23 protein-coding genes are annotated in these 20,729 nt (G+C 63.6%); 8 read left to right on the top strand and 15 right to left on the bottom strand.

All coding sequences use genetic code 11. The annotated features are described in order from the left end of the window. Positions 1-107 precede the first annotated feature (107 nt). The 3 genes from ACFT1A_RS15370 (at position 108) to ACFT1A_RS15360 (ending at position 3,047) form a co-directional block, all read left to right on the top strand. A complete protein-coding gene (locus tag ACFT1A_RS15370; RefSeq protein ID WP_003941029.1) occupies positions 108-1,109 on the top strand; it encodes a substrate-binding domain-containing protein in 1,002 nt (333 codons plus the stop codon). Between the two features lie 63 nt (positions 1,110-1,172). Continuing rightward, positions 1,173-2,231, top strand: coding sequence for an ABC transporter permease (locus ACFT1A_RS15365; RefSeq protein WP_069145865.1), 1,059 nt, complete (start codon positions 1,173-1,175; stop codon positions 2,229-2,231). Between the two features lie 3 nt (positions 2,232-2,234). Next, positions 2,235-3,047 (top strand): ATP-binding cassette domain-containing protein, encoded by an 813-nt coding sequence (locus ACFT1A_RS15360; protein WP_007727336.1) that lies wholly within the window; start codon positions 2,235-2,237, stop codon positions 3,045-3,047. Between the two features lie 58 nt (positions 3,048-3,105). Here ACFT1A_RS15360 and ACFT1A_RS15355 read toward each other — a convergent pair whose 3' ends face one another. From ACFT1A_RS15355 to ACFT1A_RS15340, 4 genes are read right to left on the bottom strand one after another with little or no spacing between them, the layout of a single operon-like run. Beyond that, a complete protein-coding gene (locus tag ACFT1A_RS15355; protein WP_378447700.1) occupies positions 3,106-4,107 on the bottom strand; it encodes a Gfo/Idh/MocA family protein in 1,002 nt (333 codons plus the stop codon). Next, a complete protein-coding gene (locus ACFT1A_RS15350; protein WP_378447699.1) occupies positions 4,104-4,970 on the bottom strand; it encodes a TIM barrel protein in 867 nt (288 codons plus the stop codon). Before ACFT1A_RS15350 ends, ACFT1A_RS15355 begins: the two co-directional genes overlap by 4 nt. Beyond that, positions 4,967-6,007, bottom strand: a complete 1,041-nt coding sequence (locus ACFT1A_RS15345; RefSeq protein WP_378447698.1) for a Gfo/Idh/MocA family oxidoreductase — start codon at positions 6,005-6,007, stop codon at positions 4,967-4,969. The genes ACFT1A_RS15350 and ACFT1A_RS15345 overlap by 4 nt, the downstream gene beginning before the upstream one ends. After that, complete coding sequence (locus ACFT1A_RS15340) at positions 6,007-6,798, bottom strand: SDR family oxidoreductase (protein ID WP_378447697.1); 792 nt, start codon at positions 6,796-6,798, stop codon at positions 6,007-6,009. The genes ACFT1A_RS15345 and ACFT1A_RS15340 overlap by 1 nt, the downstream gene beginning before the upstream one ends. Before the next feature lie 75 nt (positions 6,799-6,873). Here ACFT1A_RS15340 and ACFT1A_RS15335 point away from each other — a divergent pair, with 75 nt between their 5' ends. After that, positions 6,874-7,896 (top strand): LacI family DNA-binding transcriptional regulator, encoded by a 1,023-nt coding sequence (locus ACFT1A_RS15335; protein WP_378447834.1) that lies wholly within the window; start codon positions 6,874-6,876, stop codon positions 7,894-7,896. 52 nt (positions 7,897-7,948) lie between these two features. Here the strand turns inward: ACFT1A_RS15335 and ACFT1A_RS15330 are convergent, their stop codons facing one another. The 4 genes from ACFT1A_RS15330 to sdhC are packed head-to-tail and all read right to left on the bottom strand — an operon-like array spanning position 7,949 to position 11,344. Further along, positions 7,949-8,716, bottom strand: a complete 768-nt coding sequence (locus tag ACFT1A_RS15330; protein ID WP_003940925.1) for a succinate dehydrogenase iron-sulfur subunit — start codon at positions 8,714-8,716, stop codon at positions 7,949-7,951. After that, entirely contained in the window at positions 8,716-10,467 is a 1,752-nt protein-coding gene (gene sdhA, locus ACFT1A_RS15325) for a succinate dehydrogenase flavoprotein subunit (protein WP_019747692.1), read from the bottom strand. The genes ACFT1A_RS15330 and sdhA overlap by 1 nt, the downstream gene beginning before the upstream one ends. 15 nt (positions 10,468-10,482) lie before the next feature. After that, positions 10,483-10,938: a succinate dehydrogenase hydrophobic membrane anchor subunit gene (locus ACFT1A_RS15320; protein WP_003940699.1), complete on the bottom strand. Its 456-nt coding sequence runs from the start codon at positions 10,936-10,938 to the stop codon at positions 10,483-10,485. Between the two features lies 1 nt (position 10,939). Further along, positions 10,940-11,344, bottom strand: a complete 405-nt coding sequence (gene sdhC / locus ACFT1A_RS15315) for a succinate dehydrogenase, cytochrome b556 subunit (protein ID WP_020969155.1) — start codon at positions 11,342-11,344, stop codon at positions 10,940-10,942. A gap of 253 nt (positions 11,345-11,597) precedes the next feature. Here sdhC and ACFT1A_RS15310 point away from each other — a divergent pair, with 253 nt between their 5' ends. From ACFT1A_RS15310 to ACFT1A_RS15300, 3 genes are read left to right on the top strand one after another with little or no spacing between them, the layout of a single operon-like run. Continuing rightward, the gene (locus ACFT1A_RS15310; RefSeq protein WP_378447696.1) at positions 11,598-12,002 is read left to right on the top strand and encodes a cytidine deaminase; all 405 of its coding nucleotides are present in this window, start codon (positions 11,598-11,600) and stop codon (positions 12,000-12,002) included. After that, positions 11,995-13,290 (top strand): thymidine phosphorylase, encoded by a 1,296-nt coding sequence (locus ACFT1A_RS15305; protein ID WP_378447695.1) that lies wholly within the window; start codon positions 11,995-11,997, stop codon positions 13,288-13,290. The genes ACFT1A_RS15310 and ACFT1A_RS15305 overlap by 8 nt, the downstream gene beginning before the upstream one ends. A gap of 9 nt (positions 13,291-13,299) precedes the next feature. Then, positions 13,300-14,385 carry an adenosine deaminase gene (locus ACFT1A_RS15300; RefSeq protein WP_378447694.1) on the top strand — a complete coding sequence of 362 codons (1,086 nt, stop codon included), beginning with the start codon at positions 13,300-13,302 and terminating at the stop codon, positions 14,383-14,385. 14 nt (positions 14,386-14,399) lie between these two features. Here ACFT1A_RS15300 and ACFT1A_RS15295 read toward each other — a convergent pair whose 3' ends face one another. The 5 genes from ACFT1A_RS15295 to ACFT1A_RS15275 are packed head-to-tail and all read right to left on the bottom strand — an operon-like array spanning position 14,400 to position 17,635. After that, entirely contained in the window at positions 14,400-15,638 is a 1,239-nt protein-coding gene (locus tag ACFT1A_RS15295; protein WP_378447693.1) for a primosomal protein, read from the bottom strand. A gap of 47 nt (positions 15,639-15,685) precedes the next feature. Further along, positions 15,686-15,964 carry a YbaB/EbfC family nucleoid-associated protein gene (locus ACFT1A_RS15290; RefSeq protein ID WP_378447692.1) on the bottom strand — a complete coding sequence of 93 codons (279 nt, stop codon included), beginning with the start codon at positions 15,962-15,964 and terminating at the stop codon, positions 15,686-15,688. A gap of 17 nt (positions 15,965-15,981) precedes the next feature. Beyond that, positions 15,982-16,323, bottom strand: coding sequence for a hypothetical protein (locus ACFT1A_RS15285; protein WP_378447691.1), 342 nt, complete (start codon positions 16,321-16,323; stop codon positions 15,982-15,984). An 8-nt stretch (positions 16,324-16,331) separates the two neighbouring features. Next, positions 16,332-17,324, bottom strand: a complete 993-nt coding sequence (locus ACFT1A_RS15280; protein WP_378447690.1) for a C40 family peptidase — start codon at positions 17,322-17,324, stop codon at positions 16,332-16,334. Continuing rightward, the gene (locus tag ACFT1A_RS15275; protein WP_378447689.1) at positions 17,321-17,635 is read right to left on the bottom strand and encodes a type VII secretion target; all 315 of its coding nucleotides are present in this window, start codon (positions 17,633-17,635) and stop codon (positions 17,321-17,323) included. Before ACFT1A_RS15275 ends, ACFT1A_RS15280 begins: the two co-directional genes overlap by 4 nt. A gap of 81 nt (positions 17,636-17,716) precedes the next feature. Here ACFT1A_RS15275 and upp point away from each other — a divergent pair, with 81 nt between their 5' ends. Next, positions 17,717-18,340 (top strand): uracil phosphoribosyltransferase, encoded by a 624-nt coding sequence (gene upp / locus ACFT1A_RS15270; protein ID WP_007727319.1) that lies wholly within the window; start codon positions 17,717-17,719, stop codon positions 18,338-18,340. Here upp and ACFT1A_RS15265 read toward each other — a convergent pair. Together ACFT1A_RS15265 and ACFT1A_RS15260 are read right to left on the bottom strand one after the other, a co-directional pair. After that, entirely contained in the window at positions 18,337-19,929 is a 1,593-nt protein-coding gene (locus ACFT1A_RS15265) for a phospho-sugar mutase (protein WP_378447688.1), read from the bottom strand. The genes upp and ACFT1A_RS15265 overlap by 4 nt on opposite strands. Next, the gene (locus ACFT1A_RS15260) at positions 19,926-20,723 is read right to left on the bottom strand and encodes a purine-nucleoside phosphorylase (protein ID WP_378447687.1); all 798 of its coding nucleotides are present in this window, start codon (positions 20,721-20,723) and stop codon (positions 19,926-19,928) included. Before ACFT1A_RS15260 ends, ACFT1A_RS15265 begins: the two co-directional genes overlap by 4 nt. Positions 20,724-20,729 lie beyond the last annotated feature (6 nt).

Genomic DNA, 20,729 nt, shown 5'->3' with positions numbered 1-20,729 from the left:
GTCAGAACAAACTATTGACATTCGACTGTGACGGGTATTACATCTTTCTCATACAACCGAGCACCATCCGTTCGCGGGCCGTTGGTTGATGTCGAGAGGGAGTTCACATGTCGTTTCTCACGGGGCGCAAGAGCGTTGCCGTACTGGCCGGAGCCTCAGTCGTGGTCTTGGGTCTGGCCGCCTGTTCAAGCACCGGCGGTAAGCCGGATTCTTCCGGATCCGGAATGGGCGCGGGTACGGCGGACACGCCCCGCGCCACCATTGCGATGATCACCCACGAAGTTCCCGGTGACACGTTCTGGGATCTGGTGCGCAAGGGCGCCGAAACCGCAGCGGCGAAGGACAACATCGAACTTCGGTACTCCGCCGATCCCGAGGCACCGAATCAGGCCAACCTGGTTCAGAGCGCGATCGACAGCAAGGTCGACGGGATTGCAGTCACCCTCGCGAAGCCTGACGCCATGGTTGCCGCGGTCCAAAGTGCCACCGCCGCGGGCATTCCGGTGGTCGCCCTCAACTCGGGCCTCGAAACCTGGAAGGACATGGGCGTCAAGGAGTACTTCGGTCAGGACGAGTCGATTGCCGGTGAAGCTGCGGGCGAGCGACTCAACACCGAAGGAGCGACCAAGGTGTTGTGCGTCATTCAGGAGCAGGGCAACGTGAGCCTCGAATCACGGTGTGCCGGTGTGAAGAAGTCGTTCAAGGGAGCGACGGAGATTCTCAACGTCAACGGCAAGGACATGCCGTCGGTGGAGTCGACCATCACCGCGAAGCTTCAGCAGGACCCGGCCATCGATCGAGTCCTCGCTCTCGGTGCGCCGTTTGCATTGACGTCCGTGACGTCGGTCGGCAACGCAGGCAGCAAGGCGAAGGTGGTCACCTTCGACACCAACGCGGCTCTCGTCGACGCCATCAAATCCGGTGACGTGCAGTGGGCAGTGGACCAGCAACCCTTCCTGCAGGGCTACCTCGCCATCGATTCGCTGTGGCTCTACCTCAACAACGGCAACGTGATCGGCGGCGGCCTGCCGACGCTGACCGGACCCGCGTTCATCGACAACACCAACATCGACTCGGTCGCCGAGTACGCCAAGAACGGAACTCGCTGATCCGGGCGCACGGAGGGCTGAGAATCCGCCCACCGTGCGCCTGTCCAGCACGGAAGGGAAATCATGTCCACTCAGGCAGATCTCGACCTTGCCGCCCACAAAGTCGTGACCGATGAACGGGTGAAGGAGCAGAAGCGCATTCAGCGTCTGCTGCTCCGCCCCGAGATGGGTTCACTTGTCGGCGCCATCGCTATTTTCATCTTCTTCTGTATCGTCGCGGCGCCGTTCCGTACGCCGGAAGCGCTTGCGACAGTGCTCTACTCCAGCTCCACGATCGGCATCATGGCTTGCGCGGTCGCCCTGCTCATGATCGGCGGCGAGTTCGACCTCTCCGCCGGCGTCGCGGTCACCACGTCCTCGCTGGCAGCGTCCATGATCGCCTACAACCTGCACCTCAATCTGTGGGTGGGCGCAATTCTGGCGCTCGTCGTTTCGCTCGCGGTCGGATTCTTCAACGGTTACCTCGTCATGAAGACGAAGATCCCCAGCTTCCTCATCACCTTGAGTTCGTTCCTGATGTTGACCGGCATCAACCTGGCCGTCACCAAGCTCGTGAGTGGTCAAGTGGCCACACCCAGCGTCTCCGACATGGCCGGATTCGATTCCGCCAAAAAGGTATTCGCGTCGTCCTTCTCGGTCTTCGGCGTGTCCGTCAAGATCACCGTCGTGTGGTGGCTGCTGTTCACCGCGATTGCCACGTTCATCTTGTTCAAGACCAAGATCGGCAACTGGATCTTCGCGGTCGGTGGTAATCAGGACAGCGCACGCGCGATCGGTGTGCCGGTGACGGCAGTCAAGATCGGTTTGTTCATGACCGTCGGCTTTGCGGCCTGGTTCGTGGGCATGCATCTGCTGTTCTCGTTCAACACCGTTCAGTCCGGTCAGGGAGTCGGTAACGAGTTCCTGTACATCATCGCCGCAGTCATCGGCGGTTGCTTGCTCACCGGTGGTTACGGAACCGCGATCGGCGCTGCGATCGGCGCATTCATCTTCGGTATGACCAACCAGGGCATCGTCTACGCAGGCTGGAACCCGGACTGGTTCAAGTTCTTCCTCGGCGCCATGCTGCTCTTCGCGGTCATCGCCAACAACGCATTCCGCAACTACGCTGCGAAAAGGTGACACATGAGTACCACAGCTGAAGTTCCCGCTCTCTCGAACTCGGGCGGCAACGTGCCACTGATCGAGCTCAAGGACGTCGGTAAGCAATACGGAAACATCATCGCGCTCAAGGGAATCAACCTCCGCGTCGGCGCGGGTGAGGTGACCGGCGTGCTCGGTGACAACGGCGCAGGCAAGTCCACATTGATCAAGATCATCGCCGGCCTGCACCAGCAGAGCGAAGGTGAACTGCTCGTCGACGGCGAACCGACGACGTTCCATTCTCCGAAAGAAGCCCTCGGCAAAGGCATCGCGACGGTCTACCAGGACCTCGCCGTCGTTGCACTGATGCCGGTGTGGCGCAACTTCTTCCTCGGGCAGGAACTTCGCAAGGGCGGACTCATCAAGTCGCTCGACGCCAACGCCATGCGCGCGACGACGCTCTCGGAACTGTCGAAGATGGGCATCGAACTGCCTGACGTCGACGCACCGATCGGCAGCCTCTCCGGCGGTCAGCGTCAGTGTGTTGCCATCGCACGCGCCATCTTCTTCGGCGCGCGCGTGCTGATTCTCGACGAGCCGACAGCAGCGCTCGGCGTCAAGCAATCGGGAATGGTGTTGCGCTACATCACCGCAGCCAAGGAGCAGGGTTTCGGCGTCATCTTCATCACGCACAACCCGCACCACGCGTACATGGTCGGCGATCACTTCGTTCTCCTCAACCGAGGACGTCAGAAGCTCGACGCCAAGTACGACGACATCTCGCTCGAAGAACTGACCAAGGAGATGGCAGGCGGTGACGAGCTCGAGACACTGACCCACGAGCTTCGCCGCTAGATCAGAACGTCACGACTACTGCCTCGGTTCGAATCGAACCGAGGCAGTAGTCGTTTCGTCAGAGGGTGGTAGTCGGCCGAACCCCGAGGCCGGAATGCGTGTACGCCTCGTCGATCATCGTCATGTTGGCGAGCGCGTCGGCCGGGCCGATGGGAAGTGTCGAGTCCCCGGCCAGATGATCGGCCAGGGCCTCGAGTTGGTAGGTGTACGACGACTTGGTGCCCAGATGCTCGACGATCGTGCGCCCACCGGCCGTGACGGAGACGCGGTCGTCGACGTCCGGCTGCAGGAAGTTGTGCACCAGGACGTCACCTTCCGTGCCGAAGACTCGGAAGGTGAAGTGATAACGCTCGTCCAACATCGTGGTCACCACGGATGCCGTGGCGCCGCTGGGGTATTCGAGTTCGATGTCGAACCACGAATCAACTCCCGGAACGTATTCCTCGTGACGGGTCGCAGTCACCACCGGCGCCCCACCACACACGTCACTCAGCATCCGGGAAGCGTGTAATCCGTAGCAGCCCAGGTCCATCAGAGACCCTCCCGCCAACGCGAGTTCCCACCGCGGATCGTTCTCGGCGGGGGTCGGCATCTGCAGTACCGTCTCCACCCGAGCTATTTCGCCGACGGCGCCGTTCCGAACCAGATCCAGCAGGCGCCGATTCACCGGATGAAAGAGGTAGTGGAAACCCTCGAGTAACGTCACTCCGCTCACGCGTGCTGCCTCGACTACCGCCTGTGCTTCCGCCGCGTTGCTCGAAAACGGTTTCTCCGTCAGCACGTGCTTGCCCGCCTGAACGGCGGCGAGATTCCACGGGCCGTGCAGGCTGTTGGGCAGCGCGTTGTAGACGACGTCCACCTCCGGATCCGAAATCAGCTCCGCGTACGAACCGACCACCCGTTCGATCCCATGCTGTGCCGCATAGGCTCTGACACGCTCGGGGTTGCGTGCGGCAACGGCCACCAGGCGGTGCCCGGTGGCCGTTGCAGGTTTGATCATCGCGTTCTCGGCGATTCGTGAGGCTCCCAGAATGCCTATTCGCAACGGGGTAGGTGTCACAGAACCGACCGCAGGTACTCGACGCTGGCTCGCACGTCGCGTACCGGCCCCTCGTCCGATGGCGCCTCGGTCAGAATTGTGTCCTGCTCGAGGACGTACCACCCGTCGAAACCGTGTCGCTGCAAGATGGCCGTGACACCGGCGATGTCGACGTCGCCACCACCGAGCGGACGGTACATTCCTGCCTTGACGCCGTCGGTGTAGGTGAGCTCGCCGCTGCGAACGCGTGATGCGAGGGCATCGTCGACGTCCTTGAGATGTACGTGGGTAATGCGCTCGGGAGCTTGACGCGCCAGGTCGACCGGATCGGTGCCGCCGATCAACAGGTGGCCGGTGTCCAGGCACAGTGGGATGGCCGAGCCGTCGAGCACGCGCAGGACCTCGTCGCGCTGCTCGATCATCGTTCCGACGTGAGGGTGGACGACTGCTCGAATGCCGCGCTCGGCCGCAGCGTCGGTGAGCCGATCGAGATTGTGCAGCAGGGTTTTCCAACTCTGCTCGTCCAATTCCGGACGTGAATCGTAGCCGTCGGAACCCGTCGCGGCAGCGAGAACCAAAACCTCGGCACCCGAGGCGACAAAACCGTCGAGGATCGGGGAGATGCCTGGCACCGGATCGTGATCGTGATCGTGCAGCAGAACCGGTGCGAACCCGCCGACTGCGCTCAGGTCGTGATCCGCGAGCACCTTGGCCATCTCGGCGGGTGCTGTCGGCAGAAAGCCCTCCGGACCGATTTCCGTTGCTGCAAGACCGACTTCGCGCATTTCACGGAGAACCTGCGCGGGGTCGAGCTGGTAGCCCCAACCCGGGACTTCACACACACCCCAGGAGATCGGTGCGCCGGCGATGCGGGGAGTGCTCATGTGTGTGCCTCATTCTTGTTGTGAAGGAACAGATCTTTGACTTCGGTGATCGCCACGGGCCTACCCTGGTGCAGCGAGTACGTTGCAGCTTCGGAAATCCAGGCCGACTCGACTGCATCCGCGGGAGTACAGGGTGATTCCCGACGCCCGGCGACAACGCCGAGGAATGCTTCGAGTTCGGCACGGTAGGCGGAAGTGAAACGGTCCATGAAAAACGTGTACGGCTCCTTCGAGGGAAACGAGATTCCGGGGTCGAGCGAGCGGAGCGGCAAACGGTCGTCGAGTCCTGCAGCGACGGAGTCTCTCGAGCCGAGGACTTCGAGCCGGCAGTCGTGGCCACGGCCGTTGTAGCGAGTATTCGACACGACCGCGATGGTCCCGCCTTCGAACGTGAGAACCGTTGCAGCGGTGTCGACGTCACCGGCATCGGCGATCGCGCGATCACCCTGATTCGAGCCGGTGGCAAAGACCGTGGTGACTTCGCGGCCGCTGACCCACCTGACGATGTCGAAATCGTGGATCGAGCAGTCGCGGAGGATGCCGCCGGAGTGTTCGATGTACGAGATCGGTGGGGGAGCAGGATCGAGGGTGGTCGACCGGAGAGTGTGGATCCAACCGAGCTGTCCGGATCGAACTGCGTCGTATGCCGCCACAAATGACGGATCGAAGCGGCGCTGAAATCCGATCTGGACCGGTACCGAGGTCTGCTCGACAGCCTCGAGTACACGAACGGAGGATTCGATGGAGTCGGCGACCGGCTTTTCGCAGAACGTCGGGATACCCCGGCGGACAGCGGCTTCGATCAAGTCGGCGTGCGAACTCGACGACGCGGCGATCAGAACGCCGTCGACTCCCGAGGCGAAAAGGGACTCCGGGTCGGCGGCGGACTCCACGTCGAGTTCGGTTGCCACGTCGGAGGTGCGAGGTGCGTCGGCGTCGGTGACCACCAGCGAGTCGACGCCGTCCATCGTGAGCAGGTTTCGGGCGTGGTAGCTGCCGATTCTTCCGAGCCCGATGACTCCGATGCGAGCGCCCATCAGTCCAGCCCTCCGAAGACGTTCTGGTCCCAGTCGATGATCGAACCCGTCACGACTCCGCTGCGATCGGAGAGCAGGAAGACGACGAAGTCGGCGATTTCGTCGACCTGTCCGAGCTTGCCCATGGGGAGGGTGCTGCCTGCACGTTCCTGCCAATCGTCACCGGCGTCGTGAAAAGCTCTCTGCGTGAGGTCTTCTCCCTCGGTCTGTGTCCACCCGATGTCGAGACCGTTGATCCGGATACGATCCCAGCGATGCGCATGGGCGGCGTTGCGGGTCAGCCCCGCCAGCCCGGCCTTCGCTGCCACGTACGGCGCGAGATACGGCTGCCCGCCGAGTTCGGACGTGGAGATGATGTTGACGATGGACCCGGAGACCGCACGCTCGCGCATGTCTTTGACTGCTGCCTGCATCGTGAAGAACGGACCGCGAAGGTTCACCGCGATGTGCTGGTCGAAGAGCTCTTCGGTGGTGTCGAGCAGCGTGCCGCGCGAGGTGAGCCCGGCAGAATTGACGAGGGCATCCACGCGGCCGAAATGTGAGATCGTCTCGGCCACGCTGGCGAGCGCGGAATCCGTTTGAGCCACATCGGCTTCGATGAAGTGGGTTCCCGGAAGTTCTGCCTCGAGAGCCTTTCCGACGTCAGGGCGTCGGCCGGTGAAAGCCACCTGCGCGCCCTCACGGACAGCGGCACGTACGACGCCGGCGCCGACGCCTTGCGAGCCACCACTGACCAGTACGACAGTGTCGGCTAGGAGTGCGGGCCTGATTACGCCCGGCGGAGAGGTCATGGGTTTAGTCTGGCTGTGACGAAGACCTCGAGCAACAGCGAAAAACCATCAAATATCCATCATTGTGAGGTAGTTGTGGCGCATCGATTCAAAGTGCGGGAGATCGCCCAGCAGTCGGGCCTGAGTGAGGCCACCGTCGACCGGGTGCTCAACGACCGTCCTGGAGTTCGCGACGGCACACGATCGGAAGTTCGGCAGGCGATCACGGACCTGGAACGTCAACGCTCGCAACTGAAACTGGTCGGTCGAACATTCATCGTCGACGTCGTGTTGCAAACTCCCGCACGGTTTTCCGACGCCGTCCGCGACGCGCTCGAGGCCGAACTGCCGACCCTTGCGCCCGCTGTGGTGCGGTCCCGGTTCCACTTTCGTGAGACCGGTTCGGTAGAAGCGATGACATCGACGCTCGACAAGATTCGCCGACGCGGGTCCCACGGTGTCATCGTCAAGGCTCCCGACACTCCGGAAGTCGTGGCGGCGATCGATCGGCTCGTGGCGGCAAAGATTCCGGTCGTCACGTTGGTGACCGACGTTGCCGGCAGCAGGCGAGCCGCTTACATCGGCATCGACAACCGAGCAGCCGGAGCCACCGCCGCGTATTTGATCGATCAGTGGCTGGGGGATCGGGACGGCAACGTGCTGGTCAGCATGAGCAGCGGATTCTTTCGCGGAGAGGAAGAACGGGAGATGGGATTTCGCTCCGCCATGCGCGTTTCGGCTCCGCATCGACGTTTGATCGACATTCCGAACAGTGACGGTTTGGACCAGACGAGTAGGAAACTGGTGCGGGCAGCGCTCGAATCCGATCCGCAGATCCGTGCTGTGTATTCGATCGGTGGCGGCAACCTGGCCACGGTCGACGCGTTCGAAGAACTGAATCGAGAGTGCTCCGTCTTCGTCGCCCACGATCTCGACGGAGACAATCGAAAGTTGCTGGGGGAGAGGCGAATATCGGCGGTGCTACACCACGATCTGCGGGCGGATCTTCGCACTGCCGCTCAGGTGGTCATGAAAGAGCACGGCGCCATGGGCGCCCACTTCGGTTTTACGACGTCACCGGTTCAGGTCGTGACTCCGCTCAACATGCCCCCGACATAGCTGTGCGCGGTCAAGGAGTCCGGAGACTCCCTAACCGCGCACAGGCGAAGGCCTAACGAGCGAAGAGCAGCGCTCGCTTGACTTCCTGAATAGCCTTTGTCACCTGGATGCCGCGGGGGCACGCGTCGGTGCAGTTGAACGTGGTGCGGCAACGCCACACGCCGTCCTTGTCGTTCAGGATGTCGAGACGCTCGGAAGCGGCCTCGTCACGGCTGTCGAAGATGAACCGGTGTGCGTTCACGATGGCAGCGGGACCGAAGTAGCTGCCGTCGCTCCAGTACACGGGGCACGACGTGGTGCAGCATGCGCAGAGGATGCACTTGGTGGTGTCGTCGAAACGAGCACGGTCGTGCTGGCTCTGGATGCGCTCACGAGTGGGCTCGTTGCCACTGGTGATGAGGAACGGCTTCACGGCGCGGAATGCGTCGAAGAAGGGCTCCATGTCGACAACCAGGTCCTTCTCGACGGGCAGGCCCTTGATGGGCTCGACCGTGATGGTGACAGGCTTGCCGTCCTTGGGGAGCATGTCCTTCATCAGCAGCTTGCAGGCCAGACGGTTCACACCGTTGATCCGCATGGCGTCCGATCCACAGACTCCGTGTGCGCAGCTGCGACGGAACGTGAGGGTGCCGTCGAGGTAGCCCTTCACGTACAGCAGCAGGTTGAGCAGACGGTCGGTGGGCAGTGCCGGAACCTGGAAACTGTCCCAGTGCTGGCCCTCGCCCGATTCGGGGTTCATCCGCGCGATCTTGAGGGTGACCATGACGGCCCCCTCGGGAACAGCGGGGAGTTTTGGTGCATCTACAGCAGGCGCAGACATCAGTACTTACGCTCCATCGGCTCGTAGCGGGTCTGGATCACCGGCTTGTAGTCCAGACGGATGTCGGAGAGCAGGCCGTCACCCTCCTTGTACGCCATCGTGTGCTTCATGTACTCGGCGTCGTTGCGATCCGGGAAGTCCTCGCGAGCGTGGCCGCCGCGCGATTCCTTGCGGTTGAGGGCACCGACGACGGTGACCTCTGCCATTTCGAGGAGGAAGCCCAGCTCGATGGCCTCGAGCAGGTCGCTGTTGTAGCGCTTGCCCTTGTCCTGGACCGTGATGTGGTTGTAGCGCTCCTTGAGAGCACGCACATCCTTGAGTGCCTGGGTGAGGCGCTCTTCGGTGCGGAAGACGGAGGCGTTGTTGTCCATCGACTGCTGCAGCTCGGTGCGGATGTCCGCAACGCGCTCGTGGCCGTGATCGGACAGGATGACGCCGACCCAGTCTTCGACCATCGCGGCCGGGGTTTCCGGCAGGTCGACGAACTCGGTGGAGTTCGCGTACTCGGCTGCAGCGATGCCGGCGCGGCGGCCGAACACGTTGATGTCGAGGAGCGAGTTGGTGCCGAGGCGGTTTGCGCCGTGCACGGAGACGCAGGCACATTCGCCGGCGGCGTACAGGCCCTTGACGACCTCGTCGTTGTTGCGCAGAACCTCACCGTTGATCTTGGTGGGGATACCGCCCATGACGTAGTGGCACGTCGGGTAGACGGGCACGGGCTCCTTGACGGGGTCCACGCCGAGGTAGGTGCGCGAGAACTCCATGATGTCGGGGAGCTTCTCGTCGAGAACTTCCTCGGGGATGTGCGTCACGTCGATGTAGACGTAGTCCTTGTTCGGGCCGGCGCCGCGGCCTTCGAGAACTTCGAGGACCATCGAACGAGCCACGATGTCACGCGGAGCGAGGTCCTTGATGGTGGGGGCGTAGCGCTCCATGAAGCGCTCACCGTCGGCATTTCGGAGAATGCCACCTTCACCACGGACAGCTTCCGAGATCAGGATGCCGAGACCGGCGAGTCCTGTCGGGTGGAACTGGTGGAACTCCATGTCCTCGAGGGGCAGGCCCTTGCGGAAGATGATGCCCATGCCGTCACCGGTGAGGGTGTGCGCGTTGGACGTCGTCTTGTACATGCGTCCCGAGCCGCCGGTCGCGAAGATGATCGACTTGGCGTGGAAGATGTGCAGCTCGCCGGTCGACAGCTCGTAGCAGATGACACCGGTGGCAACCGGGCCGTCTTCGGTCTCGGTGATGGCGATGTCGAGCGCGTAGAACTCGTTGAAGAACTCGACATCGTGCTTGACGCAGTTCTGGTAGAGCGTCTGCAGGATCATGTGACCGGTGCGGTCGGCTGCGTAACACGCACGGCGGACGGGTGCCTTGCCGTGGTCACGGGTGTGTCCACCGAATCGACGCTGGTCGATCTTGCCTTCGGGCGTGCGGTTGAACGGCAGGCCCATCTTCTCGAGGTCGAGCACCGCGTCGATGGCCTCTTTGGCCATGATCTCGACGGCGTCCTGGTCGGCGAGGTAGTCGCCGCCCTTGACGGTGTCGAAGGTGTGCCACTCCCAGTTGTCTTCCTCCACGTTCGCCAGTGCGGCACACATGCCGCCCTGGGCCGCGCCGGTGTGGCTGCGGGTGGGGTAGAGCTTGGTCAGTACGGCCGTGCGGGCACGGGGGCCAGCTTCGATTGCCGCACGCATGCCTGCGCCGCCGGCGCCGACGATGACCACGTCATAACGATGTTCCTGCATGAAGTCTGTGCTCCCCTAGCTCGCCGAGATATTGGGGTCGAAGGTGAAGATGACGTACGTGCCCAGGCCCATGATCAGGATCATCGAGAGAACGAGGATCGTGGTCAGCCAGAAGCGCGTGGAGTCCTTGCGGGAGTAGTCCGCGATGACCGTGCGCAGGCCGTTGCCGCCGTGCAGCTGTGCCAGCCACAGCATCGTCAGGTCCCAGAACTGCCAGAACGGGCTGGACCAGCGACCTGCGACGAATGCGAAGTTCAGACGGTGAACGCCACCGTCGAGCATCAGCATGATGAACATGTGGCCCAGGACCAGAACGATCAGGGCGACGCCGGAGAAGCGCATGAACAGCCATGCGTACAACTCGAAGTTGTTCCGAGCCTTCGCACGCGGGGACCGCGGGTTGTCCAGGCTTGCGGGACGGTCGTATGAGGTGCCCAGGCTCTTGGCTTCGGGTCCGTGAGTAGTCGCCATGTCAGTGCTCCGCAAACATGTTGATGAGGATGCGTCCGGCGCCTGGGATCATCACCAGGAACCAGATCGTCAGAATGGTCCAGAGCATGACGCGCTGGTACTTCGGGCCCTTCGACCAGAAGTCCACCAACATCACGCGCACGCCGTTGAGGGCGTGGTAGAGGACTACGCCGACGAGGCCGATCTCCATGAGGCCGACGAGGGGGTTCTTGTACGTGTCGATGACGGCGTCGTACGTATCGGGATTGACCCGAACGAGTGCCGTATCGAGAACGTGTACGAATAGGAAGAAGAAAGTAGCGACGCCTGTGATCCGGTGTAGAACCCAGGACCACATTCCGGGGTCGCCCCGGTAAAGCGACCTCGTGCGCTCCTTCTGAGGAGCGGCTTCAGTCGTAGTACTCATCGAGTGCTGTGCCTCCAACGTCATTGGTGGACGCGTCGAGCCTGCAGAGAGCTTCGATGTACCTCAGCCCGGGCTCGACGGGATCCTGAACCGACTTGACTCAGACTCTAAACCTATGTGAAACCGGGAACTAATCAGATGCGGGATTCGTACGCGTACCAAACTCTTTGTAAGGTTTGCCTTTCCAATCTCCGGGAGACGGTTACGGCGTGGTTTCTGCATCCATTCAGTCAACGTGATTGGATAACGAACCATGGGTGACATCGACTGGAAGTTGTTGCGGCACAACGCGCAAGTGGTCATGCGGCAGGCCTATGCGCCGTACTCGGGGTATGCGGTGGGTGCAGCGGCCCTGGTAGACGATGGTCGAATCGTCTCAGGATGCAATGTGGAAAATGTCTCATACGGTTTGAGCCTGTGTGCCGAATGTGGACTCGTCGGTAACTTGGCCGCCACCGGGGGTGGGCGGCTGGTGGCCTTCACATGCTGCGACGCGAAGGGCTCGATTCTGATGCCCTGCGGCAGGTGTAGACAGCTTCTTCTCGAGCATGGCGGGGGTGAGATGCTTGTCGACACCAGCAGTGGCTTCAGGCCGCTGAGCGAGCTGTTGCCCGATGCTTTCGGGCCGGAACAAGCAGAGGGGCTCCGCCATGTTTGACGCAGTTTCCATCATCGGCGCCAAGCGTGACGGCCGCGAATTGTCGGGGACCGAGATCGACTGGGTAGTTCAGGCGTTCACGCAGGGTGTCGTCGGCGACGAACAGATGTCGGCGCTCGCGATGGCGATCTATTTCCGCGGAATGTCGCGGGCGGAGACCGGTCGATGGACCGAGGCGATGATCGAATCCGGCGGGAGGATGGACTTTTCGGACTTGCCGCTGCCCACCGTCGACAAGCATTCGACCGGTGGAGTGGGGGACAAGATCACCCTTCCGCTCGCGCCCCTCGTCGCTGCGTGCGGTCTTGCAGTCCCGCAGTTGTCGGGACGCGGACTGGGCCACACCGGTGGAACACTCGACAAGCTCGAGGCCATTCCGGGTTGGCGCGCCGAGCTCACAGCGGCGGAGATGGTCGACATTCTTTCGGACCCGAAAATCGGTGCCGTGATCTGCGCTGCCGGAGCGAACCTGGCCCCGGCCGACAAGAAGCTCTACGCGCTGCGCGACGTGACCGGAACGGTGGAATCCATTCCGCTGATCGCAAGTTCGATCATGAGCAAGAAGATCGCCGAGGGGACCGGCGCCCTGGTGCTCGACGTCAAAGTCGGTTCCGGAGCGTTCATGAAGGACCTCGGCGACGCACGCGAGCTGGCTCGCACGATGGTCGAATTGGGCAACGACGCCGGTGTGCGCACTAGCGCCCTCATCACCGGGATGGACACTCCACTGGGACTGACGGCCGGCAACGCTCTCGAAGTACGAGAATCCGTCGAGGTGCTGGCCGGCGGGGGTCCGTCGGACGTCGTCGAGCTGACCCTTGTCCTGGCTCGGGAAATGCTGTCCGCGGCCGGGATCGACGGTATCGACCCGGCAGACAAACTTGCCGACGGCACGGCCATGGACCGGTGGCGCGCGATGATCGGCGCACAAGGTGGGGACCCGCACGCAGCACTGCCGGTGGCCCGGCACAGCGACGTCGTCACCGCGGACCGAGACGGCGTGCTGACTCGACTCGACGCCATGGCGGTGGGCGTCGCAGCCTGGAAACTCGGAGCCGGACGCGAACGGCAGGGTGAAGCCGTGCAGGCCGGTGCCGGCATCGAGATGCACGCAAAGCCGGGCGAAGTGGTCCGCGCCGGGCAGAAGCTGATGACTTTGCACACGGACACTCCCGAGAGATTTGACGCAGCGCGTCGAAGCCTCGGTGGTGGCTGGTCCATCGGGACCGAATCCGACACCGTTTCGCGGCCGCTGCTCATCGAGCGAATTGTGGGTGATTCGCGTTAGCGTTGGCGAATGAACGCACCGGAGTTGACCACGATCCGCAGCGCACCCAAAGTTCTTCTCCACGACCATCTCGACGGAGGACTCCGACCCGAGACCGTTCTCGAACTGGCCGAGCAGTGTGGCTACGACGAGCTACCGGCGAATTCGGCATCCGAACTGGCACAATGGTTCCGAACTGCCGCTGACAGCGGTTCACTCGAGCTCTACCTCGAAACGTTCGCGCACACAGTCGCCGTGATGCAGACCCCGGAAGGGCTTGCGCGGGTGGCACGTGAGTGCGCCGAGGATCTGGCCGACGACAACGTCGTCTATGCCGAAATCCGTTTTGCGCCCGAGCAGCACCTGGAACAGGGCCTGAGTTTGGACGAGGTCGTCGAGCACGTTCTCGAGGGCTTCCGGGCCGGCGAATCCGCTGCCAGGGTCGCGGGACGGGAGATCCGAATCGGGTGTCTCCTGACAGCGATGAGGCATGCCGCCCGGTCGCGGGAGATCGCCGAACTCGCGGTGCGATTCCGGGATCGCGGAGTGGTCGGGTTCGACATCGCCGGCGCCGAGGCCGGGAACCCGCCGAGCCGGCATCTCGACGCTTTCGAATACATGCGTGATGCGAACGCTCACTTCACGATCCACGCGGGTGAGGCCTTCGGATTGCCGTCGATCCACGAAGCGATCGCGTTCTGCGGAGCGGACCGGTTGGGACATGGCGTGCGGATCGTCGACGACATCGAGGTAGGCGGCCACGGTGGGGCAGAGTTGGGTCGGCTCGCAAACTACGTCCGTGACATGCGCATTCCCCTGGAACTGTGCCCGAGTTCGAACGTACAGACCGGAGCCGTAGCCGCCCTGGCGGACCATCCGTTCGGACTGTTGGCGGACTTGCGCTTCCGCGTGACCGTCAACACCGACAACAGGCTGATGAGCGACACCAGCATGAGCCGGGAAATGGCGGCGTTGGTCGAGACCTTCGGTTACGGCTGGACCGATCTGGAACGCTTCACCATCAATGCGATGAAGTCGGCCTTCATCCCGTTCGACGAGCGCCTCGCGTTGATCGACGACGTCATCAAGCCGGGTTACGCCGTGCTCATCGGCTAGGTGACGCGCACCGACTACTCAGGTCGCAACCGGGCCTCGAACTCACGCTCGAGTTCACGCCAGGCCTCGGATTCCTTGGTGAACGGCGCACTCGGGGCCATCCGGGACGGATCGGGATTGAGCAGGTAGGAGACGTACCAACCCAGCTCGTTCGACGCGGAGAGAACTTCCTCGGTGGAGTCGTCGTCGGCGAAATCCGCTGCATCGGTGAACAATTCGACGGCAAGCTCCAATTGCTCGGCGTCGACCACGTCCGGGCCCTGCGCGAGGTCGTCGGCGATGCCGGGCAGGACGTAGACGTTCTCGTCTGTGACTTCGATTTCGAGTGAACCGTCGACGGCAGCATTCTGAATTTCGCCGTACGTGCTGACCTGCGAGAGATCGTGTTCGTGGTTGTCCGCGAGATAGCGAGCGAGTGCGCGCTCGCTACGGAAGACGGTGATCAGTCCGTCCTTGCCGAGGAAGATCGCCTGATCTCCCATGTAGCAGCGCAGAGTGTAGAACGTCTCGGCCGAGGTGATGATGCGGATCGGGTCGACGCCGACCTCGCCCCAGAAGGTCTCGACTTCGTCTTCATCCTCGTCGAGGTCGTCCTCGTCGAATTCCTCGTCCTCGCCCTCCTCGGCGACATCGTCGGCGTCGACGGTGTTCTCGGCGGCAGCGAGCAGTTCAGCTTCGGCGACCGCGACGGCGGCAGCGTCGACCTTCGGGGAGGTGACCACCTTGTCGATGGCGTCGAGAACGGCGTCCCAGTCCTTGACGATTGCGGCACCGACCTGATCCCACAGCTCCAGTCCTTCGCGACCTTCGAAGGTGCCGGCGCCGGTGGCCAGCGCGCCGAGTACCGGATGGCCGCTGAAGAAGCGGATGACCGCGTCGAGTTCGCACACCTCACCGATGTTGCGAGCCATGTTCAGGGTGTCTTCGAGTTCCGAGACCACCAGTGCCTCAGGGTCACCTGCGGCCAGCTCGGGCACGCCGACGAAGTCGAAGGTGAAGTTCTCTTCCGGCTCGAGCTCGGCTGCCGACAGTCCGGAGACGACGGCCCACGCCGGATGCTCGACCAGGTCGTTGTCCGAGTCGGTGCGGATGAATGCCGCGAGTTCCGCGACGGAGGAGAACCCGTAGAGGTCTTCCTCATGGCCGAGAAACGCTTCCCACTCGTCGTCGCCCTCGCGCCAGCGGGGTGCCCACAAAGTGACGAGGTCTCCGTCGGTGAGTCCGATTTCGATAGGGACGATGTCTCCAGCCATGGGCGGAAGCCTATCCACCGCAGAGCGAAAGGCATAGCGGGGGTTGGTCACGTTTGTTTCAGCGACACGCGGAGCTCACCCACCAGCCGTTCTCGTTCATCATTGGACTGCTGAACTGCCTGGTGAATGGTTGCCACCGTCAGTGCGGCTACCGCGGGCGAATCCATGGCGGTGATCGCATCGGTGATCCGCAAGTCGACCAGAGCGCCCAGCCCGTCGACAGTCGCTGTGACTATCCCACCTTCACTCGCGACGACTGCCCGCAGAGCGGTGACCCCGTCGACGGCGTCCTGCAAAAGTCCGGTCCGGTGTTTCGCCAGCTCCATGATTCGATCCATCTCGTTCATATCGAACGCATCCAGCTCGACGGCAGGCTCTGGTCCTCTGTGGCGTCGACATCAGCGAGTTCGTCTCGCGTCGCGAGACCGAGTCGATCGAGGATCGCCGCCGGCACGCCGGTCTGCTCGAGCTCTACACGATGGCGGACACCGGCTTCGATTGCAGCTTTCGAGGACAGAGCGAGTATCTGCTGCGCCAACCGTGCGCCGCCGTACCGCAGTTCGCCCTGGCTGATCCGCAGGTCCACGGGGACAGCATGCTCCGTGGCACGGACCGCGATGGTTCCGGCGCGGTTGACGGCGACGGCTGTGATGATCGGCGGCGATTCCGGCAGGTTCTCGGACATGTTTCGTGTCATTCTGTCGGGCGGTAGAAGCCGTGAAAGCCCATGCCGCTGTTCGTGGTTCGGATGGAACTGACTTCGACTGGGTCACCGGCTTCCACCATCTGACCGTTGCCGATCACCATGGCGACGTGTCCGTCCCAGACCGCGAGGTCGCCCGGCATCAGATTGTTCTGATCGACCTGGTTCCCGATTCCTTGTTCCTGGGCCAACCGCGGAATATCGACTCCGGCTTGGCCGTACGCCCACTGCGTCAACCCGCTGCAGTCCAGACCGACTCCGGGTGTCGTGCCTCCCCAGGCGTACGGGACTCCCTGTTGAGTGAGCGCGTTGCGTACGGCGGCAGCGGCCTCGGCGTTCGGTGCGGTGGCGATCGAGCCGTCAGGGAGTTCAACCTCTACACCGCCTGCGGAACCGGAACCACCAGCGGAACCCGAACCACCTGCGGAACCGGAGGGGCCCGCCGAACCCGAGGCGCCTGGCGCGGGTTCCGGTATCGGGACGGGTGGGATCAGCGCGGACATCTTGTCGGTCGACCCGGCCAGTTCACCGCGTGCCCGCTCGACTACCGAGACCGCCCGCCCGAGGTGCTCCAACGCGGCCGACAGCAACATCAATTGCCCCATCGGCGTCGCGAGCGTCGGCCCGGCCTTGACGGCGAGCGCCAGAAAGGACTGAAGAATCTCACCGAGTTCGGTCATGCCCGCGGACACGGACGTTGTGGCTTCGTCCACGACGCCGGCGATGTTGCTCCCACGATCGGCGAGGTTTCGCGTCGACGTCTGCGTCTGCTCGGTTTTGGTCACCGCGGCGGTGAGGGCATTCGACGAACTCTGGGTGGACGCCAGTTCGCTCAGTGCGGCGCTTCCCAATCGGTACGCGATCTCGAGGGCGTCCGAAGCGATGCGGATTCCGACGTCGAGTCCGCCCGGGTCGGCGACACCGGTCCCCACGACGTCGACCAGATCGATGATCGGCCGAGCGAGAGCGTCGACGTCGATCATGAGCGTGCGGCTTCGACGAGAGCCGTTCGGACGGACTCCTCGGAGTCGAGATAGGCGGCGTGGGCGTCAAGCGTCGCGGACTGGACGCCCACGATCACGGCGGACAGTCGATCGATGTCGTCGACATGCGCTTGTTGTGCTCGGCCCGCGACGCGAACGAAGTCTCCGCCGATCAGCCCCAGCACAGCGGACAGAGCGGTGTGATCGCCGCCGGCCGCGTCCTGTCGAGCTTGCGCGACGTTGTCTGCCACCGTGCCCAACCGCGCGGCGAACTCCGCGACGCTTTCGGTGTGTAGATCCAGATTTGTCAACTTGTCTTCCCCCCGTTGCGCTTACTCCTTCTTGGACGCCGCGCGGGGTGCTTCGGTTCCAGAGGAACTATTCTGATGGTCATGCAAACGCACGTAGTCGACCATCCGCTCGCGGCGGCCCTCTTGACGACAATGCGTGATGCACGCAGTGAGAACGCGACGTTTCGATCCGCACTTCGCAGGCTCACGCACATGCTGGTCTACGAGGCCATGCGTGACGCGGAAGTAGAGGAGTTCCCGGTCGACACCCCGGTAGCAGCGACGACGGGCATCCGGCTCGCGAAGCCGCCTTTGCTGGTACCGGTGCTGCGCGCGGGTCTGGGCATGGTCGAACAAGCCAGTGCACTGATCCCGTCGGCCGGCGTTGGCTTTGTCGGAATGGCCCGTGACGAAGAGACACATCAGCCGGTTCCGTACCTCGAATCCCTGCCCGCGGATCTGTCCGGTATCCCGGTATTCGTGCTCGATCCGATGCTCGCGACCGGTGGTTCGATGGTGCACACCATCGACTTGCTGGTTGCGCGTGGCGCGACCGATGTCACGGCAGTGTGCGTCGTAGCTGCTCCGGCCGGCGTCGACGCGCTGGCAGCCTCCGGACACCCGGTACGTCTGGTCATCGCGAGCATCGACGACGGACTCGACGAGAACGCTTTCATCGTCCCCGGACTCGGTGACGCCGGCGATCGGCAGTTCGGACCCCGCTAGAGCGAGAGGGCGAAGGCTCGGAGTTCGGCCAGCCGAGCCTTCGCCTGCTCGCGCGCGTTCGGGAGATCGCCGCGGTCGGCCACCGGGACCACGACTTCGAGATAGCACTTGAGCTTGGGCTCTGTGCCGGACGGTCGCGCAACCACGCGGATCGACGGTCCATCGAATATCACTGCGTCGGTGCGCATACCGCCGCGAACCAGGGACAAGTCTTCGACGCTCACCGACTCACCCGCGAGCTGGCCGGGCGGATCGGCGCGTAACCGTTCCATCATTTCGGTGATGTCGCTCGAGTCCTCGACGCGGCGGGAAACTTGGTCCCCGCGATGCAGTCCGAACTCGACGGCATAGTCGTCGAGAACATCCAAGAGGGTTCTGTTGCTGCCCGCGAGGGTGGCAGCCAAGTCGGCCACCAGTACGGCAGCCGAGATGCCGTCCTTGTCTCGCACCACATCCGGATCGACGCAGTGCCCGATCGCCTCCTCGTAGGCATAGACCAGACCGTCGCCGGCGCGCGTGAGCCACTTGAACCCGGTGAGTGTCTGCGCAAACCTGGCTCCGCGAGCTTTCGCCAACTTCGAGAGCAGAGTCGAGGAGACGATCGTCGTCGCCACCAACGAATCTTCGGGCGCCGTGTGCAGCACGTGGTCGGCCAGAAGCACCCCGGTTTCGTCGCCGCGCAGCATGCGCCACTGATCACCGTCGCGAACTCCGACGGCGCAGCGGTCGGCATCCGGGTCGAGTGCGATCGCCAGATCCGCGTCGACACGTCGGGCGAGTGCGAGAAGCCGGTCTGCGGCGCCGGGCTCTTCGGGATTGGGAAACTCGACGGTCGGAAACGTGGGGTCGGGATCGAACTGCTCCGCCACGACGTGCAGGTCCTCGAATCCCGCTGCTCGCAGAGCAGCGGTCGCAGTCTCGCCGCCGACGCCGTGCATTGCCGTGAGCGCAATCCGGATCGAGCGGGCGTCGCCGTGCGGGAGGGTCGCGATGCGCGCGATGTACTCCTCGACCAGGGAATCGTCGACGGGAAACACCGGCATTCGAGGGACGTCGGCGGCGCCACCGATGCGGGCGATCTCGCTCTCGATTTCACGATCGGCGGGGGAGACGAGTTGCGCCCCACCCGAGAGGTACACCTTGTAGCCGTTGTCGGCAGCAGGATTGTGGGAGGCGGTGATCTGGATACCCGCCGCTGCCCCGAGCCTGCGCACCGCAAACGCCACCAGCGGTGTCGGCAACGGACGGGGGAGCAGGGTCACCTCGAACCCGGCCGCCGCCATGACTTCAGCGGCGGCGAGAGCAAATTCCTCGGAACCGCGCCGAGCGTCGCGGCCGACGACAACGCGGGAGCCGCCCTGGCAGCGAGCTGTCAGCCAGGCCGCCAGACCGGCCGTGGTCCGGATGACGACCGCGAGGTTCATGCCGTTGGGGCCGCCGCGCACCGGCCCGCGAAGCCCAGCGGTGCCGAACGCCAGTGGCGAGGAAAAACGTTCGGCCAGTTCATGTTCCGAAAGGGCTGTCAGTTCTGCGCGGGTGACTGGGTCCGGATCGGCGTCGATCCACTCGGTGACGTGGGTAGGTGTCACAGCTGCTCGACCAGTTGCCGCAACAGCACTCCCATCCGGGCCGCCGACGCTTTGCCTGCCGCCAGCACCTCCTGATGATCCAGCGGGGCACCAGTGATTCCGGCGGCCAGATTGGTGACCATGGAGATGCCGAGAACGCGGGCGCCGAGCGCGCGGGCTGCAATGGTCTCGTGAACCGTCGACATGCCGACCAGATCGGCGCCGAGTGTACGAAGCATTCGAATCTCGGCCGGAGTCTCGTAGTGTGGACCGGGAAGCCCGGCGTAAACACCCTCGGCAAGGTCCGGGTCGATCGAGCGAGCCAGCGCACGCAGTTCCGGCGAATAGGCGTCGACCAGGTCGACGAACTCTGCGCCGACGAGGGGAGACCGGGCCGTCAGGTTCAGGTGGTCACTGATCAGCACCGGTTGGCCGACGGCGTAGTTTTCAGCAATACCGCCGGCCGCGTTGGTGAGGATGACCGTGTCGGCGCCGGCAGCGATGGCCGTCCGGACCGGGTGGACGACGGTGGCGAGATCGTGGCCCTCGTACGCATGCGCGCGCCCGAGCAGCAGCAGGACTTCGGTATTCCCGACGCGCACCGAACGAATGGTGCCCGCGTGCCCGAGCGCCGACGGTGGGGCGAAGCCAGGCAGATCGGCCATCGAGACTTCAGCCGTCACGTCCGCACCGGCGTCGCCGAACACGTCTGCGGCGTCGGTCCACCCCGACCCGAGCACGATGGCGACTGACGGTGACGAAGAACCCGTCATGGCGGACAGAGCAGCGGCGGCGGCCTCGGCGATCGTTCCCATGTGAGC

The organism is Rhodococcus sp. NPDC057135 (assembly GCF_042670865.1).
Lineage (GTDB): Bacteria > Actinomycetota > Actinomycetes > Mycobacteriales > Mycobacteriaceae > Rhodococcus_F.
The sequence above is the reverse complement of the archived record's forward strand: the minus strand, read 5'-3'. Positions and strand labels throughout refer to the sequence as shown.